A 16962-nucleotide genomic window follows, 5' to 3' on the forward strand; every position below is an offset into this window, starting at 1 on the left:
GACAATCCGGACGTGACGATGCGGACATGACGAAGGGGCGCCCGTGCTCCCCGAGCCGGGCGCCCCTTCCGCTCACGTCACTTGCTCAGGTGCGCCCAGAACTCGTCGAAGCTCAGGACCTTGTCGCCGTCGAGGTCACGGGCCTTGATGATCACCTCGGCGACCGACTCGGTGACGTTCCAGTCGCCCTCCTGGGCGAGCGCGGCCTTGAACTCGGCGGCGGTGATGAAGCCGTCACCGTCAGTGTCAATCCGCTGGAACTGCTTGCGCGCTTCTTCGATGTCCGCCACCGATCCGCCCCTTTTCTCCGTACCTGCATGTCTTGCTGTCTTGCTGTCGCAGGTCAGATTAGCTGGCCGTGCGAGCCTCCAGTGCGGCGACCACCCAGGCGAACTCCTCCTCGTGGGCGGAGAGCGTGGTCCCCTTGAGGACGGCCATCAGTTCCCGGTAGCGGGCCAGGCGCACGTTGTGGGTCGCCTTCATGCGTTCCAGTACGGCGGCCCGGTCGGCCTTGCCGAGCAGGTCCTTCAGCACCTGGTCGGCCTTCGGGGACTCGGGGTCGATCCCCTTCTCACGGGCCTGACCCACCAGCTCGACCAGCCGCTTGAAGAACCACATGGACGCCCCGGAAGGGGTGTCGTGCGCCCGGTCGGCGGCGTTGAACTCGGCCGCCTGCCGCATCTGCGCCCGGAACTCCGGATCCTGCACCATCTCGGCCAGCTCCACCCAGGCGTCCACCTGCTCGGGCGTCGGGTCCTCCGGCAGATCCAGCGCGCTCGAGCGCATCCGGTCCCGGATGTCCGGGTCGGCCAGGTCGAGCCCGTGGAACATCTCGTCCACGAACTCCTGCAGGATCCGCCTGCGTTCGGCTGCCGAAAGCCTCGCCAGGTCGTTCATCAGGGTCATCTCCTCTGCGGTCGAACCGCGTCGCGCCACGGTCGACAGCACCGCACGGGTCACCCGCAGCGAGCGGATCTGCGCGTCCAGCGCCACCACGTGCGCGGCCGCCACCTCCGCGACCGTCCGCTCCCCGCCCAGCACTGTGCGCACGTCGTCCAGGCCGAGGCCCAGCTCGCGCAGGGTGCGGATCAGTTCCAGGCGGGCGGCGGACTCGGCGTCGTAGAGCCGGTAGCCGCCCGTGGAGCGGGTCACGGGGGTCAGGACGCCCTCGTCGGACCAGTAGCGGATGGTGCGCACGGTCAGGCCGGTGGACCTCGCCAGCTCGCCGATGGTGAAAAGTCCGGTGCCGTCGTACGGGGGGTCTGGGGGGTGTCCCCCCGGGTAGTGCAGCATGTCTGCGAGTCTGTGCCTTCCAGTGGGTGGAGACTCAAGGAGCGCGGTGATGGAGACTTTGCGGGACATTCTCGACGCGGTCGCCCACGGTGTCTTCCCGCCCGCCGACGGCCGTACGACGGTGGTCCCGCAGGCCTGTGACCGGGACGCGGGCGTCCTCGCCTTCACCGCGCACGCGGTGGTGTTCACGGACGAGGACCCGGAGTGGGTCCACGAGACGCTGCGCGCCGTGGACTGCGACGCGCTCGCGGCGCCCATGAACCCGCGGTTCCTGGCTGCGCTCATCGAGCGGACGGGACGTACGTCCGAGACGATCGACGCCATGCTGGTCGCCTCACCGCTGCCGGGCGAACCGCCGCTCGCGCTGAAGGAGATCGAGGACGCCGGCCATTCCCGTGTCGTCTACGCCCGCGGTCGGCGCGACGAGGTGCGCGCCTGGACGACGGACGGCGGTGTACTGGTGACCGGGCGCGGGATCGGCGGCCGGCTCGAGGTCTCGGTGGAGGTGGACGAGGACGTACGGCACCGGGGGCTGGGGCGGCTGCTGGTGACCGCCGCCCGCCATCTCGTCGAGGAGCCGCTGTGGGCGCAGGTCGCGCCGGGGAACGCCCGCAGCATGCGGACGTTCCAGGCGGCCGGCTATCGACCGGTGGGCGCGGAGGCACTGCTCCTCGCCCGCCGGGCCGGGTCCGGACTCAGTGCCAGGGCGCGTAGTACGGATTGCTCTCGCAGTCGCTCATGATCTCGGTCTTGGTCTTCTTGTCGACCGGGCAGACGCCGATGATGTACTGCCGCGCGATGCCGCCGGGGAAGGCGACCTCGACCTGGTCGGCCCACTTGTGGGTGTCGCCGATGGTCTTGTTGACGTCGACGCCGCCGGGAGCGTCGATGTAGTAGTTGTAGCCCGACTTGTACCAGGTCTTGTACAGGTCGTGGTCGTACGTCGTCGAGACGTACGGGGAGGGCTGGTTGACGAGGACGTACTGCTCGATGTCGTACTGGCCGCCGATGACGTCCTTGGGCTGGAAGCCCTGCTCGAAGACGACTCCCGGGCCGCGGTTGTCGCTGCGGTAGAGCGTGCCGCAGGTCTTGCGCCAGACCGGTTCGGGGGTGATGCGGTCGACGTCGACGCGGCGGTCGGCCGCCGCCTTGACCGGGTCGGCGAACTGGGGACAGGCAGGCGCGGCGGCCTTCGCGGGGGTGACGGTGGGGACGGTCGCGGCCGTCGTGGCGAGGACGGCCGCGAGGGACAGGACGGCGGCAGCGGCCCGCCGCCGCAGGCGAGTTGTGATCATGCGCTGCACGATTCCGGTTCCGCGGCGGCGGACTGTGGATCATCACTCGTTCGTCGGCGTGTCCCGCCCCTTCTCAACTCACGGTGTTTCAAGGGCGATTCAGCGGAAGATGCCCGTGTGGCCGAGCGAGTAGCGGCCCGGCTGCGGGTACACCGCGAGGCCGTGCGGGCCGCTGCCGACCTTGATGCGGGCCAGCTGGTTGCCGGTGCGGGTGTCGATGGCGTACACCTCGGCGTTGTAGCGCCCCGACAGCCACAGGACCTTGCCGTCCGCCGAGACGCCGCCCATGTCGGGGCTGCCGCCGCCCGGCAGATGCCACTTCTTGATGAGCTTGTTCTTCGCGAAGTCGAAGAGGGAGATGGTGCCTTCGCCGCGGTTGGAGATGTACATCACGCGTGAGTCGCGGCTGACATAGAGGCCGTGGGCGCCCTTGCCGGTCGGCAGGAGGGTGGGCCTGGTGAACTTGTCGCCGTCCAGGATCCACACACCGTCGGCCATCATGTCGGCGATGTAGAACTTCTTTCCGTCGGGCGAGATCTTGACGTCCTGCGGCATCGCGCCGTGGAACGGCAGCTTCTCCTGGCCGATCACCTTCATCTTCTCCGTGTCGACCTTGAGCAGCTCGCCGCTGAACTCGCAGGAGACGATGAAGTAGCGGCCGTCGGGCGAGAAGTCGGCGTGGTTGACGCCGTAGCAGCTGACCGGGACGGTCTTCTCGCGCTTCATGGTGTGCGCGTCGCGGAAGACGAGTTCGCGGTCGAGGGAGGCCATGACGATCGCGTACTTGCCGTTGGGCGTGAAGTAGAGGTTGTAGGGGTCGTGCACGTCGACGGTCTTGCCGGCCTTCCCCGTCTTCGGGTCGATGGGGGTCAGGGTGTTGCCCTTGTCGTTGTTGACCCACAGCGTCTTCAGGTCCCAGGAAGGGACGACGTGCTGGGGCTGCGCGCCGACCGGGATCGTCTCGATGACCTTGTACGTCTTCGGGTCGATGACCGAGACGGTGTTGGAGTTGGTGTTGGGGACGTAGACGCGGGAGGGGAAGTCCCTCACCGCCGGGGACAGTTGGTCGGGGCGGTCGGCCGCGTACACGTCGTCCGGGTCGAGGACGGGCGGCATGCCGGGCAGCCCCAGCGCGGCCGCCTTCTTCTTCACGGGGGCGACGGCGCCCTTGGTGCCGAGGGCCTCGTTCTCGTGGTGCCGGCTGCTGGTGCAGGCGGCGAGGCCGGTGAGCGCGGCCAGGGCGGTCGTCGCGATCAGGGCGCGGGTGAGCCGGGTGGGGGTCATCAGCTGAACAGCTCCGTGGTGGTCACGGCGGCCAGGCCGCGGTGGGCGAGTTCTTCCAGTACGACGGGGAGGGCGGCGACCGTGTCCGGGTAGCCGAAGTGCAGGCTCACCACGGATCCGCCCCGGATCTCGTCGAGGACCTTGCGGGTGACGGCGTCGGCGCCGGGCCGGGTGTAGTCGAGCGAGTCGACGTCGTACGAGAGGACGTGCGGGTAACCGGCGCCGCGGGCCAGGCGTACGACCAGCGGGGAGGCGAGGGGGGCGCGGGAGGGGCGGAACCAGGTGCCGATGGAGCCGGTGAGGTGGGTGAGGCGGTCGGCGCAGGCGGTGATCTCGGTGCGGGCGTCGGCCTCGGACATGGTGTTGACGGCCAGGTGGCGCTGGGTGTGGTTGCCGAGGTCGTGGCCGCCGTCGAGGATGCGGCGGGCCAGGTCCGGGTGGTCGTCGAGCCAGGTGCCGACGGCCAGGACGGTGATGCGGGCGCCGTGCTTCTCGGCCTCGGTGAGCAGGGAGCGGGCGATGGCGGGGTCGCCCTGGCCGTGGAAGGTGAGGGCCACCCGGGGGTGGGTGCGGGGGCCGTGGGTGAGCTGGGCGGGTTGGCCGGGGTAGCCGCGGGGGGCCGGGGCGGCCGATGCGGTGGGGGGATCGGTGGAGGGGCGCGGCGAGGAAGCGGTGTGCGCGACGGCGCCGTTGGGGGCGCAGCCTGCGGTGAGGGCGCCTGCAGCGAGGAGGCCGGCGCCCGTGCGTAGCGCCGTCCGGCGGTCGGTCGAGGTCACCCGCACCATTTAAAGGGCATTAGACACGAAATCGGCCGATTGACCCGATTGGGGACCCTTGTTCGAGTCGCGGACAGCCCGTCCGGCGATTGAGGACGAGGCCGTTCAGGCCGATGGGGGCCTGGGGGGCGAAGCCCCCGGGGACAGCAACCCCGCTCGCCCGCACCGAACACGGGCCCACCGCCGGAGGCAACCGCTAGCGGTCGGCCACCCTCATCTCGAACCAGGTCGTCTTGCCGCGCGGCAGGAGGTCGACTCCCCAGCGGTCGGAGAGCTTGTCGACGAGGAACAGGCCCCGGCCGCTGATGTCCGTCTCCTGCACCGGCATCAGGCAGGGCAGGCCCCGAGAGGGGTCGCGGACCTCGATGCGGATCCAGCCCCGGCGACGGCGCATACGGAGACCGAAGATGCGGGCGCCGGTGTGGCGGACCGCGTTGCCGACCAGTTCGGAGACGAGAAGGACGGCGTCCTCCGTCATCTTGGGGGTGAGGCCCCACTGACGGAGGACCACGACCTGGGTGAGACGGCGAGCGGTGGCGGCGGACTCCGGGCGGGACGGCAGCGGGACTTCCGCCTCGGTCGGATTGCCGAACAACTCGAGCGCCTTGAGCGCCCGTTCGTCCTCGACCGCAGGCGACCAGCGCGCCGCGGTCGCACGGCCGTGTCCCCGCGGCTGTTCGATGCCCTCCAGCCCCGCCATGCCCCCATCATGGCCGCCCACGGCGCCCTCCGGGGCCGTTCCGGAGGAATACGCCCCCCGGAATGCGTCGCTCCGAATGGGTCGATCGGCATATGTCAGAGGCAGTTCGGAGGCCTTGACGGCCTGTTTGACCTGCGCTGAAGGCTCTACTGGAGGCAATAGCCGGTCTCCCTCGACAAGGCAGACTTAAGGTTGCCTTAAGGCTCCCATAAACCGCCCCATCGAGGGACCCGGATCAGACATCGCGTCAATTGCAAGTGGTTCAGAGGAACTTCGCCTTGCCCGGGCCCTCCTCCACGAAGCTGCGCATCCCGCGCTCCCGGTCCTCCGTCGCGAACAGACCCGCGAACCAGTTCCGTTCGACGGCCAGACCCGTCTCGAGGTCCGTCTCCAGACCGGTGTCGACCGACTCCTTCGCGGCCCGGAGCGCGATCGCCGGGCCCTGCGCCAGCTTCGCCGCCCACTCGTGCGCGGCGGCGTAGACCTCCTCGGCCGGCACCACCCGGTCCACCAGGCCCAGCGTCAGCGCCTCGTCCGCCTTGACCATGCGGCCCGTGAAGATCAGGTCCTTCGCCTTCGACGGGCCGATCAGGCGGGACAGACGCTGGGTGCCGCCGGCGCCCGGGATCAGGCCGAGCAGGATCTCCGGCTGGCCCAGCTTCGCGTTCTCGGCGGCGATCCGGTAGTCCGCGCACAGCGCCAACTCGCAGCCGCCACCGAGCGCGTAGCCCGTGATCGCCGCCACCACCGGCTTGGGGATGCGGGCCACCGCCGTGAACGAGTCCTGCAGGGCGCGGGCGCGCAGCACCATGGCCGCGTGGTCCATGGCCTGCATCTCCTTGATGTCCGCGCCCGCCGCGAACACCTTCTCCCCGCCGTACACGATCACGGCCCGTACGTCCTGGCGACGGGTCGCCTCCTCGGCGAGTTCCTTCAGCCGGTCCTGGGTGGCGACGTCCAGCGCGTTCATCGGCGGGCGGTCCAGGCGAATGGTGCCGACGCCCTCGGCGACTTCGAGATTCACGGTCATGCAGGCAGGTTAACGGGGGCTAACGGCCACCGGCTCGGTGCTGTCGGTCACATTCGGCCGGGCGTCCGGGGGCCGCGCGGCGGTAGCCGCATATCGATTGCAGCCCGGGCGGACACAGCACGAACACCGACGACAACGGCCCCGGTGCCGTGTCTCACACCGGGGCCGTACATCACAAGCCGTGGATCACACGCCGTAGATCAAACGACGTCTACGACGTCTACGACTTCCACTTCTCCCACGACATGTTCCAGCCGTTGAGGCCGTTGTCGGGGTCGACCGTGCGGTCGTTGGAGCGCTTCACGACCACCACGTCGCCGGTGATCGAGTGGTCGAAGAACCACGCGGCCGGCAGCCCCCGGTCGTAGCCGCCGCGTACGTCCTGCAGGCCTATGCAGCCGTGGCTGGCGTTGTAGTTGCCGAAGGCGCCGCCACCCCAGTAGTTGCCGTGGATGAAGGTGCCGGAGTTGGTCAGGCGCATGGCGTCGGGGACGTCCTTGATGTCGTACTCGCCCTTGTAGCCGACCGTTTCGCCGTTCATACGGGTCACCCGGAGCCGCTCGCTGATGACCATCTGGCCGTTCCAGGTGTCGTAGCCGGGCTTGCCGGTGGTGACGGGGATGGTCTTGATGACCTTGCCGTCCTGGGTGACCTTCATCTTGTGGGTCTTGGCGTCGACGATCGAGACCTGGTTGCGGCCGATGGTGAACTTCACGGTCTTGGACTGCTCACCGTAGACACCGGAACGGCCCTCGACGCCGTCGAGGTTGAGCTTGACGGTGACCTTGGTGCCGGACTTCCAGTACTTCTCGGGGCGGAAGTCGAGGCGGTCGTTGCCGAACCAGTGGCCCTCGACGTCGACGGCCGGCTCGGTCTTGATGCTGATGGCCTTCTCGACGTCCTCGGGATGTGTGATGCCCCGGGTGAAGCGGATCGAGAACGGCATCCCGACGCCGACCGTGGAACCGTCCTCGGGAGTGAAGTCACCGATGAAGGTGTTCCTCGGGGTGAGGGTGATGAAGCTGGAGTCCTCCGCCGCCTCACGGCCCTTGGAGTCCTTCGCGACCGCGTGCACCGTGTACTTGGTGGACGCCGCCAGATGTGTGGACGGCGTCCAGCCGGTGCCGCCGCCGGTCATCTTCCCTGCGATCTCCGCGCCCTTGGAGTCCTTGACCTCGACCGCCGTCAGCTTGCCCTTGCCGACGCTGACCTTGAGCGCGCCCTTGGTGTCGACGGACTTGGCGCCGTTCTTGGGGGCGATGGTGACGACGGCCTGCGACTGCTTGCTCTGCGCAGAGCCCGACTCCTTGCCCTTGCCGTCGGAACCGGATGATCCGGAACCCGAGCCTCCCCCTCCGCACGCGGTGACGCTCAAGAGCAGCACCCCGAGTATCAGTGCCGGCAGTCTCCGGCCCCCACGCCCGCGCGCGTCAACCGACGCCCCCGATATCGGCCGCACGTTCAAGTTGCTCTCCCCTCGCCGGGCCTGGTCAGGCCCGCACCCCGGCGCGTCATGCACGCATTGGCGCATATTAACCACAAGGTTTTGGGGATCGTGTCAGGTGAAGGTCACCGTTCAGTAGCAACATCACCCAGGCGCCTGACCCAATCCCCGCCTCCCCTACGGTTACTTGACCGCGCCGCCCGCCTTCCACTCCTTCCAGCCCATATTCCACCCTCCGAGCCCGTTGTCGGGAGCGACCTTTTTGTCATTGCTGTGGACGACCTGGACGACGTCCCCGATGAGACTGCGGTCGAAGAACCAGCCGGCCGGGGTGTCGGAGCTGCCGCCCTTGACGTCCATGAGCCCCACGCACCCGTGGCTGACATTGACGTGCCCCGGGGCGTCCGGCGCCCAGTAGTTGCCGTGCAGGAAGGTGCCCGAGCCGGTCAGGCGCAGTGCGTGCGGGACGTCCGGGATGTCGTACTCGCCCTTGCCGTCCTTCTTCTTGAAGCCGACCGTGGCACCGTTCATCCGGGTCAGTTCGAGCATCTCCATCACCACCATCTTCCCGTTGTAGGTGGTGTGCTTGGGCGCCCCGGCCGTGATCGGCACGGTCGCCAGCAGCGCCCCGTCCCGCCGTACCTGCATGGTGTGTTCGGCCGCGTCGACCACGGAGACCTGGCTGCGGCCGACGGTGAAGGAGAAGGTCTTGTACTGCAGCCCGTAGACGCCGCGCGCGCCCTCGACGTCGCGGAGCCGGAGGGAGACGGTGACCTGGGTGCCGGGCTTCCAGTACTGCTCCGGACGGAAGTCGAGGCGGTCCTTGCCGAACCAGTGCGGGCGGATCTCGACCGCCGGTTTCGCCGTGACGTGAATGGCGCGCTCGACGGCGGCGCGCTTCTCGATCTCCCGGTTGAACTCCAGGGAGACGATCATTCCGGTGCCGACCGTGGCGCGGTTCTCCGGGGTGACGTACCCGATGAAGCGCTCGTCGGGAACGAACGTGGTGAACGTCGCGTGCCGTGCGGACCTCCGTCCGTGGCCGTCCAGGGCCACCGCGTCGACCGTGTACTTGGCGGCCAGCGCGAGCTTCGCCTCGTCGGGTTCCCAGCGCAGGCCGTCCTCCGAGACGCGGCCGGGCACCACGGACTCCTGTGCGTCCTGGGACTTGACCACCTTCACCTTCTCCAGGCGCCCGCTGGGCACCTGTACCCGGAGCGTCCGCCCGGGCCTGACGCCCTTGCTTCCGTCGTCCGGGGAGATCCGGATGACGTTGTCGGGTGCCGGGGGTTTGCCGAGTGTCTCGCCGATCTCGCTCCTGTCCGTGGATTCCGAAGTGCAGCCGGCGGCTCCGGCCAGCAGCCCTGCCCATGTCAGTACGGCGGCCAGCGCGGCCCCCGCGCGCCGTGCGCGCCCTTGTGCATGCCTCACGGGCTGCCCAACGACCGGGCCGGTCCTGGGGAAACGTGAGTGCGAGCCGTGCTCTGGGCAGAACAGTGGAAAGGACGACGCGAGGGGGAGCCGCGGCCGGGACGCCGTGCGCTGCTTCAAGGTCGTTCCACGAGCCGTGGGAGGCTGACAGGTGTCCAGCGCAGCCGAGCAGGAGGCGGTGGCCGAGGGGCGCGCCGTCGAGGAGGGGCGCCCGGCCCCCGCCGTCAACGGTGCGCGGCGCAGGGCGCCGGGCGTGCCCGTGCGACCGGGTGCGCCGACGCCGCTCGGGGCCAGGTTCCGGGTCGGCCCCGACGGGGTGGCGGGCACCAACTTCGCGCTGTGGGCGGGCGGGGCGGAGGCGGTGGAGCTGTGCCTGTTCGACGGGGACGGCAAGGAGACGCGCGGGCGGCTCACCGAGCTGACGCACGAGATCTGGCACGGCTTCGTCCCGGGTGTGATGCCCGGGCAGCGGTACGGCTACCGGGTGCACGGCCGCTGGGACCCGTGGGCCGGCAGCCGCTGGAACCCGGCGAAGCTGCTCCTCGACCCGTACGCGCGCGCGGTGGACGGCGACTTCAGCCTGCCGCCGGAGGTGTACGGCCATGTGCGGGACTGGCCGCAGCAGCAGGTGGCGGACACCGTGCGCGACGACCGGGACTCGGCGCCGTACGTCCCCAAGGGCGTCGTGGTCCACGATGACGACGACTGGGCCGACGACCGCCGGCCGAAGACGCCGTGGGCGGACTCGGTCATCTACGAGCTGCATGTCAGGGGATTCACCAAACTGCACCCGGGCATCCCCGAGGAACTGCGCGGCACCTATGCGGGGCTGGCGCACCCCGCCGCCATCGACCACCTCGTCGGGCTGGGCGTCACGGCCGTCGAGCTGCTCCCCGTCCACCAGTTCGCCCACGAGGACCATCTGCTGCGCCGCGGCATGAAGAACTACTGGGGCTACAACTCCATCGGCTACTTCGCCCCGCACGCCGCGTACGCCGCGTCCGGTACGACGGGCCAGCAGGTCGGCGAGTTCAAGCGCATGGTGCGCGCGCTGCACGCGGCCGGCATCGAGGTCATCCTCGACGTGGTCTACAACCACACGGCGGAGGCGAACGAGCTCGGTCCGACCTTGTCGTTGAAGGGCATCGACAACCGCGGCTACTACCGCGTGCAGTCCGACGCGCGGCGGTACGCCGACTACACGGGCTGCGGCAACACCCTGCACGTCGTCCAGCCGCATGTGCTCCGCCTCATCACCGACTCCCTGCGCTACTGGGTGACGGAGATGGGCGTGGACGGCTTCCGCTTCGACCTGGCCGCCGCGCTGGCCCGCTCCATGCACGACGTCGACATGCTGTCGCCGTTCCTCGCGGTCATCGCGCAGGACCCGGTGCTGCGGCGCGTGAAGCTGATCGCCGAACCGTGGGACGTGGGGTCCGGCGGGTATCAGGTGGGGTCCTTCCCGCCCCTGTGGACGGAGTGGAACGACCGGTACCGCAACGCCGTTCGGGACTTCTGGCGGGGCGCGCTGCCGGACGTGAGGGACCTGGGATACCGGCTGTCAGGCTCCAGCGACCTGTACGCGTGGGGCGGGCGGCGGCCGTACGCCTCGGTCAACTTCATCACCGCGCACGACGGTTTCACCCTCCGCGACCTGGTGTCCTACGAGCGCAAGCACAACGAGGCGAACGGCGAGGGCAACCGGGACGGGACCGACGACAACCGGTCGTGGAACAGCGGGGCGGAGGGCGAGACCGCCGACGAGCGTGTACGAGGGCTGCGGCGACGGCAGCTCAGGAACCTGCTGACGACCCTGCTGCTGTCGACGGGCGTACCGATGCTGGTCTCGGGCGACGAGCTGGGGCGTACGCAGCGCGGCAACAACAACGCGTACTGCCAGGACAACGAGATCAGCTGGCTGGACTGGGGGTTGCTGGAGGAGCCGGGCTGGAAGGCCCTGTTCGACCTCACGGCCCGGCTCATCGACCTGCGCCACCGGCACCCCGTCCTACGCCGCCGCGCCTTCTTCTCGGGGCGGGCGCACTCCGCCGACGGCCTGCGGGACCTGGCCTGGTTCACCGCGCGCGGCACGGAGATGACGGAACGGGACTGGTACGCGCCCGCCGCCTCGCTCGGCATGTATCTGTCCGGGCGGGACATCCCGGGCCGGGACGAGCACGGCGACCCGATCCTCGACGACAGCTTCCTCGCCGTCCTGCACGCCGGGGACCGTCCGGTGAGCTTCGTCCTGCCGGGGCCGCCGTGGGCGGAGCGGTACGAGGTGGTCGTCGACACGTCGAGGGAGACCCAGGCCGAGGAACCGGGGGTGGTGCACCGGGCGGGGGCGGCGATCACGGTGCCGGCGCGGGCGGTGCTGCTGCTGAGGGTGGTGGGTTGACGGTCGTCGGCCGAGGTCGGTCGGCTGAGGCAACGTTGCAGGCCCATGAACTCCGCGCGGGATTCCTGGTCATGAGGGTGACCGGCTGATCACACTGAAGCCACCCCCCTCTCACCTCTGCAAGGACCCCCCATGCCTGAAATATCCCGCCGCGCCTTCGGTGGTCTCGTGGGTGGCGGTGCCGTGACCGCCGTCGCCTGTGCCACCACGTCCGCCGAAGCAGCCGAATCCGCCCCTGCCGAGCGTCCGTTCGAGGCGCGTACCGCCTCCGCGTCCGGAAAGCGTCCCAATCTCCTGGTCATCCTCGGCGACGACCTCGGCTGGGCGGACCTCTCCTCCTACGGCGCCCCGCACATCAGGACGCCGAACCTGGACCGGCTGGCCCGGCAGGGCGTGCGCTTCACGGACGCCTACTCGGGGTCGGCGACCTGCTCGCCGACCCGGTTCAGCCTGTACACCGGGCGCTATCCGGGCCGTACGAAGGGCGGGCTCGCGGAGCCGATCGCGAACAGGACGCAGGGGCTGGACCCGAACCACCCGACCCTGGCCTCTCTGCTCAAGAAGGCCGGTTACTCGACGGCCCTGATCGGCAAGTGGCACTGCGGCTGGCTGCCGGACTACAGCCCCACCAAGTCGGGCTGGGACGAGTTCTTCGGCAACCACGGGGGCGTGCTGGAGTACTTCTCCAAGCTCGGGCAGCTCGGCGACTACGACCTCTACGAGGGCGACGCCGAGTACAAGGACCTGCGCTACTACACGGAGGTCCTGACCGAGCGGGCCGTCGAGTACGTGAGCCGTGACCACGACACTCCCTGGCTGCTCAACCTCAACTTCACCACCCCGCACTGGCCGTGGCTGGCGGAGGGCGACGAGGAGACCGGCGCGGAAATCGCGGCGAAGATCAGGGCCGCCAAGAGCCAGGCCGAGGTCGGCGCCGCGCTCAACCACTACGACGGCGGCTCGGTCGCCAAGTACACGGAGATGGTGCAGAGCCTGGACGCGGCCGTCGGTGAGGTGCTCACCGCGCTGCGCCGCTCCGGACAGGAGGAGCACACGCTGGTGTACTTCGCCAGCGACAACGGCGGAGAGCGCTGGTCGTACCTCTGGCCGCTCAGCGGCGAGAAGTTCGTGCTGCAGGAGGGCGGCATCCGCGTGCCGACGATCGTGCGCTGGCCGCACCGCATCGACGGCAACCAGGTCAGCCACGAGCCGAACTTCTCCCCCGACTGGACGGCGACCTTCCTGGAACTGGCGGGCGCGCGACCCGATCCGGCCTACCCGCTGGACGGCACCAGCCTGGCCGGGTACCTCCTGCGGGGCCAACAGCTCCCGGAGCGCGACCTGTTCTGGCGGGTGCGGGCCAACCGGGCTCTGCGGCGCGGCGACTGGAAGTACTACCAGGACGCCACCGGCAAGGACCACCTCTACGACCTCGGCGCCGACCTGCGCGAGCAGGCCGATCTGGCCCCCGACAAGCCCGAGTTGCTCGCGGAACTCAAGGCGTCCTGGGAGAAGACCGCCTCCGGTCTGCTCCCGTACACGGACTAGCGGCGGTGCCGGACCAACAGAGGTGCCGGACTAGCCGAGGATGCCCCGCTCGTACGCCGTGGCCACCGCCGCCGCGCGGTCCTTGACGCCCAACTTGCCGTACAGGTGGGTGAGATGGGTCTTCACGGTGGCCTCGCTGATGAACAGTTCGCGGGCGATCTCGCGGTTGGACGTGCCCTTGGCGACCAGGGCGAGGACCTGGCGCTCGCGTGCGGAGAGGGGCTCGTTGGCGGGTGCCTTCGGGGTGCGGACCGCGGAGACCAGGCGGGAGGCGACGGCGGGGGACAGCATCGTGCGACCCTCCGCCGCGGCGCGGACGGCGGTGAACAGCTCGTCGCGCGGGGCGTCCTTCAGCAGATAGCCCGTCGCGCCCGCCTCGATTGCGGGCAGGGTGTCGGAGTCGGTGTCGTACGTGGTCAGGACGAGGACCTTGGCGCGGGCGCCGCGCCGGGTCAGTTCCGCGATCGCGTCGACTCCGCCGCCGCCCGGCATACGCAGGTCCATGAGGATCACGTCGGGGTCGAGGGCGGCGGCGCGTTCGAGGGCCTCGACGCCGTTCGAGGCCTCGCCGAGGACCGTGAACCCGGGGGCCGACTCGAACATGCCGCGCAGGCCGTTCCGTACGACTGGATGGTCGTCGACGATCAGCAGGGAGATCGGCGCGTCCGCGGTCACGTCATGTGTCATGGCGGACCAACGGTACGCGAGCCGACAGGGCCGTGCCGTGCCCCGGTTCGGTCTCCACGGTCAGCGAGCCGGCGATGCGTTCGGCGCGGGCGCGCATGCCGTCGAGGCCGAAGCCGCCGGAGTGGGTGCGGGTGGGCAGGGCGAGGGGGTCGAAGCCGGTGCCGTCGTCGCGGATGTCGAGGATGACTTCGTCGCCCAGGAAGGAGAGGGTGACGCCGACACGGGTCGCCCGGGCATGGCGGGCCGCGTTGGACAGGGCCTCCTGGACGATGCGCAGGAGGGTGGCCGCGACCTCCTCGTGGAGCTGTTCCGAGGTGCCGGTGACCGTGAACTCGGCGCGTACGCCGGTCCGTTCGCCCCATTCGGCGACCGTCTTCTTCAGGGCCTCGGGCAGTCCGTCGTTCTCCAGCGCCACCGGAGCCAGGTTGTGCACGGAGCGGCGGGCCTCGCCGAGGCTGTGCCGGGCCAGGTCCATGGCGCGGCCCATGTGCTCGCGGGCCTGGTCCCGGTCGGGTGTGTTCGCGACGACCTGGAGCTGGGCGATGATGCCGGTCAGGCCCTGGGCGATGGTGTCGTGGATCTCGGCCGCGAGGCGCCTGCGCTCGTCGGCGACCCCGGCTTCCCTTGCCTGGACGAGGAGTTGGGCGTGCAGGGCGGCGTTCTCGTCGAGTGCCTGCTGCAGAGCGGTGTTGGTGCGTTCCAGTTCGGCGATGGTGGCGGCCCGGTCGCGGGAGCGCTGCTCCTCCTGCTCGGTGACGTGGGCGACCACCCACTGCAGGCCGAAGTTGACGGCCAGGAGCCCGGCGAACGCGGCCCACTGGGCACCGCCGTGCGGCAGCCCCCCGGCCTGTGCGCCGGCCACGATGACCGCGCTCGCGAACAGTCCGAGCCGCCGCCACATGCCCGGAATCAGCTCGTCGGCGTCCATGTAACCGGAGGCGGCGTAGAACGCGAAGAACGGGTTGATCCAGGTGAGGGCGAAGGCGATCCCCCAGCGGACGATGTAGTAGGCCGTCCCGGCCCGGGACGGGATCCGGCCGCGGCCGGCCCGGCGGGAGCGGGTGCCGTGCCACCACAGCTGCAGCGCGACCGCGGCGGCGACCAGGGCCCCGAGGGTGTACCAGTGGGGAGGACGGTCGATCAGGCCGGCGGAGGCGACCGCGAGGGCGACACTGACGCCCAGGAGCCCGTACGGCCCCCAGACGTGCATCTGCTCCAAGCGCCTGTCGATCTGCGTGTCCCCGGCGGTCATGTCCCCAGTCTGCACGGCCGACCGCCTACTCCCAGCGGAACCAGCGGGACGCGGCACCCGTCAGCAGCAGGATCCACACCGCCAGCACGCCCAGGTGGGTCCAGCCCGGCCAGTGCCCCGCCGCCGCCTGGTTGAGGGCCTGCGCGGCCGCCCCGAAGGGGGTGTAGCCCACGATCCGGGCGAGGAGGTGCGGCATCTGCTGCACCGGCAGCCACACGCCCGCGCAGAACATCGACGGGAAGAACACCGCGGACCCGATCGCGCCCGCCATCTTCGTCGTACGGGACAGTGCCGACACCACCGATCCGAGAGCGAGGGCGACCGTGACGGCCAGCAGCAGGGCGATGACGTATCCGAAGAGTTGCTTCGGCACGCGTACGTCGAAGCCGAGCCGTCCGACCACGAGGACCAGCAGCGCCGAGGCCAGGGAGGCCGCGCCGTACACGAGCATCTGCGCCAGGAGCAGGGTGGAGGGGCGGACCGGGGTGGTGGCCATGCGGCGCAGGATGCCGCGCTCGCGGTAGCCGGTGAGGGTCTGCGGCATCGACTGCAGGCCGCCGACGATCAGGCCGAGCAGTACGGCGACCGGAACGTAGGCGTCGATGGTGCGCAGGCCGCCGAGGTCGGCCTGGTGGTGCCGGAAGGACGGGATCGAGCCGAGGATCACCAGCAGCAGGGTCGGGAACAGCAGGATCCAGAAGATGGCGCCGGGCTCGCGGCGGAAGAGGCGGACCTCGGTCTTCAGCACGGCGGTGCTCGTACCGCTCTTCGGTGCGGCGGTGCTCGTACCGCTGTTCGCTACGGCGGTGCTCATGCCGCGGCCTCCTTCGTCAGGTCGAGGAACGCGTCGTCGAGGGTGGCGTCCACGACGCGCAGCTGGTGGGCGGTGATGCGGTGGCGGGCGAGGAGGGTGATGACGGCGTTGACCGTCTCGTCGGTGCCGGCGAGCGTGACGCGGCCGTCCTTGTGCTCGACGGACGCGAGCGCGGGGAGCGTGTTCAGGTCACGGTCGTCCAGCGGGGCGGACGGGGTGAAGCTGATGACGGTCGCTCCCGCCGAGCGCCGGATGAGTCCTGCCGGGGTGTCCAGGGCGGCCACCCGGCCCTTGTCGATCACGGCGATCCGGTCGCACAGCCGCTGGGCCTCCTCCATGAAGTGGGTGACCAGCAGGACGGTCACGCCGCCGGCCCGCACGTCCTCGATCAGCTGCCAGGTGTCCCGGCGGGCCCGCGGGTCAAGGCCGGTCGTCAGCTCGTCCAGAACGACGATCCGCGGGTTGCCGATCAGGGCGAGCGCGATGAACAGGCGCTGCTTCTGGCCACCGGACAGCTTGCCGAAACGGGCGGTCAGCCTGTCGGTCAGGCCCAGGCGCTCGGCGAGCGGACGCCAGTCCAGCGGGCTCGGGTAGAAGGCGGCGTACAGCTCGAGAGCTTCCCGGACGGTGAGCTTGGGCTGCAGTTCGCTCTGCTGCAGCTGGGCGCCGAGGACGCGGGCCACGCGTGCGTGGTCGGCGACGGGGTCGAGGCCGGTGACGCGGACGCGGCCGGCATCGGGGACGCGCAGGCCCTCGACGCACTCGACGGTGGTGGTCTTGCCGGCGCCGTTCGGGCCGAGGATCCCGAAGATCTCGCCCTCCTCCACGGCGAAGGAGACGCCGTCGACGACGGGCCGGCCTCCGTAGGACTTGCGCAGTTCGGTGACTTCGATGACGGACATGGCATCAGCGTCGCGGGCGGCGGGTGTCCGGCACATCGGCCGTCGCGCTCGAAGGGACATCAACCGATCGGTTGATGCCGTCCTACGACCCCTCCGGGTTGGTTGTAC

General features: G+C 70.1%; 16 protein-coding genes. 3 read left to right on the forward strand and 13 right to left on the reverse strand.

The features are described 5' to 3' along the window. Positions 1-77: 77 nt before the first annotated feature. On the reverse strand, positions 78-290 hold the full coding sequence (locus tag OG303_RS17085; RefSeq protein ID WP_405869243.1) for an EF-hand domain-containing protein: 213 nt from the start codon (positions 288-290) through the stop codon (positions 78-80). A 58-nt stretch (positions 291-348) separates the two neighbouring features. Continuing rightward, complete coding sequence (locus OG303_RS17090) at positions 349-1293, reverse strand: MerR family transcriptional regulator (RefSeq protein WP_405869244.1); 945 nt, start codon at positions 1291-1293, stop codon at positions 349-351. 49 nt (positions 1294-1342) lie between these two features. Here OG303_RS17090 and OG303_RS17095 point away from each other — a divergent pair, with 49 nt between their 5' ends. Further along, a complete protein-coding gene (locus tag OG303_RS17095; protein ID WP_405869245.1) occupies positions 1343-2035 on the forward strand; it encodes a GNAT family N-acetyltransferase in 693 nt (230 codons plus the stop codon). Here OG303_RS17095 and OG303_RS17100 read toward each other — a convergent pair. The 7 genes from OG303_RS17100 to OG303_RS17130 form a co-directional block, all read right to left on the reverse strand. Beyond that, on the reverse strand, positions 1989-2588 hold the full coding sequence (locus OG303_RS17100) for an ADP-ribosyltransferase (protein ID WP_405869246.1): 600 nt from the start codon (positions 2586-2588) through the stop codon (positions 1989-1991). The genes OG303_RS17095 and OG303_RS17100 overlap by 47 nt on opposite strands. A 99-nt stretch (positions 2589-2687) precedes the next feature. Further along, positions 2688-3872, reverse strand: a complete 1185-nt coding sequence (locus tag OG303_RS17105) for a YncE family protein (protein ID WP_405869247.1) — start codon at positions 3870-3872, stop codon at positions 2688-2690. Then, entirely contained in the window at positions 3872-4657 is a 786-nt protein-coding gene (locus OG303_RS17110; RefSeq protein ID WP_405869248.1) for a polysaccharide deacetylase family protein, read from the reverse strand. Before OG303_RS17110 ends, OG303_RS17105 begins: the two co-directional genes overlap by 1 nt. Before the next feature lie 187 nt (positions 4658-4844). Further along, positions 4845-5348 carry an ATP-binding protein gene (locus OG303_RS17115; protein WP_405869249.1) on the reverse strand — a complete coding sequence of 168 codons (504 nt, stop codon included), beginning with the start codon at positions 5346-5348 and terminating at the stop codon, positions 4845-4847. Between the two features lie 262 nt (positions 5349-5610). Beyond that, complete coding sequence (locus OG303_RS17120) at positions 5611-6378, reverse strand: enoyl-CoA hydratase/isomerase family protein (protein WP_405869250.1); 768 nt, start codon at positions 6376-6378, stop codon at positions 5611-5613. A gap of 220 nt (positions 6379-6598) precedes the next feature. Further along, entirely contained in the window at positions 6599-7843 is a 1245-nt protein-coding gene (locus OG303_RS17125) for an Ig-like domain-containing protein (RefSeq protein WP_405869251.1), read from the reverse strand. Positions 7844-8005: 162 nt separating this feature from the next. Next, a complete protein-coding gene (locus OG303_RS17130; protein ID WP_405869252.1) occupies positions 8006-9253 on the reverse strand; it encodes an Ig-like domain-containing protein in 1248 nt (415 codons plus the stop codon). Positions 9254-9404: 151 nt separating this feature from the next. Here OG303_RS17130 and glgX point away from each other — a divergent pair, with 151 nt between their 5' ends. After that, positions 9405-11651, forward strand: a complete 2247-nt coding sequence (glgX, locus tag OG303_RS17135; RefSeq protein WP_405869253.1) for a glycogen debranching protein GlgX — start codon at positions 9405-9407, stop codon at positions 11649-11651. 132 nt (positions 11652-11783) lie between these two features. After that, positions 11784-13199 carry a sulfatase gene (locus tag OG303_RS17140; RefSeq protein WP_405869254.1) on the forward strand — a complete coding sequence of 472 codons (1416 nt, stop codon included), beginning with the start codon at positions 11784-11786 and terminating at the stop codon, positions 13197-13199. A 30-nt stretch (positions 13200-13229) separates the two neighbouring features. Here the strand turns inward: OG303_RS17140 and OG303_RS17145 are convergent, their stop codons facing one another. From OG303_RS17145 to OG303_RS17160, 4 genes are read right to left on the reverse strand one after another with little or no spacing between them, the layout of a single operon-like run. Beyond that, on the reverse strand, positions 13230-13886 hold the full coding sequence (locus OG303_RS17145; protein ID WP_405869255.1) for a response regulator: 657 nt from the start codon (positions 13884-13886) through the stop codon (positions 13230-13232). Next, positions 13876-15138, reverse strand: coding sequence for a sensor histidine kinase (locus tag OG303_RS17150; RefSeq protein ID WP_405869256.1), 1263 nt, complete (start codon positions 15136-15138; stop codon positions 13876-13878). Before OG303_RS17150 ends, OG303_RS17145 begins: the two co-directional genes overlap by 11 nt. Positions 15139-15163: 25 nt before the next feature. Next, the gene (locus OG303_RS17155; protein WP_405869257.1) at positions 15164-15952 is read right to left on the reverse strand and encodes an ABC transporter permease; all 789 of its coding nucleotides are present in this window, start codon (positions 15950-15952) and stop codon (positions 15164-15166) included. Beyond that, positions 15949-16854 (reverse strand): ATP-binding cassette domain-containing protein, encoded by a 906-nt coding sequence (locus tag OG303_RS17160; protein ID WP_405869258.1) that lies wholly within the window; start codon positions 16852-16854, stop codon positions 15949-15951. The genes OG303_RS17155 and OG303_RS17160 overlap by 4 nt, the downstream gene beginning before the upstream one ends. Between the last annotated feature and the right edge of the window lie 108 nt (positions 16855-16962).

Origin of the sequence: Streptomyces sp. NBC_00005 (assembly GCF_045160215.1) — a bacterium.
Taxonomy (GTDB): Bacteria; Actinomycetota; Actinomycetes; order Streptomycetales; family Streptomycetaceae; genus Streptomyces.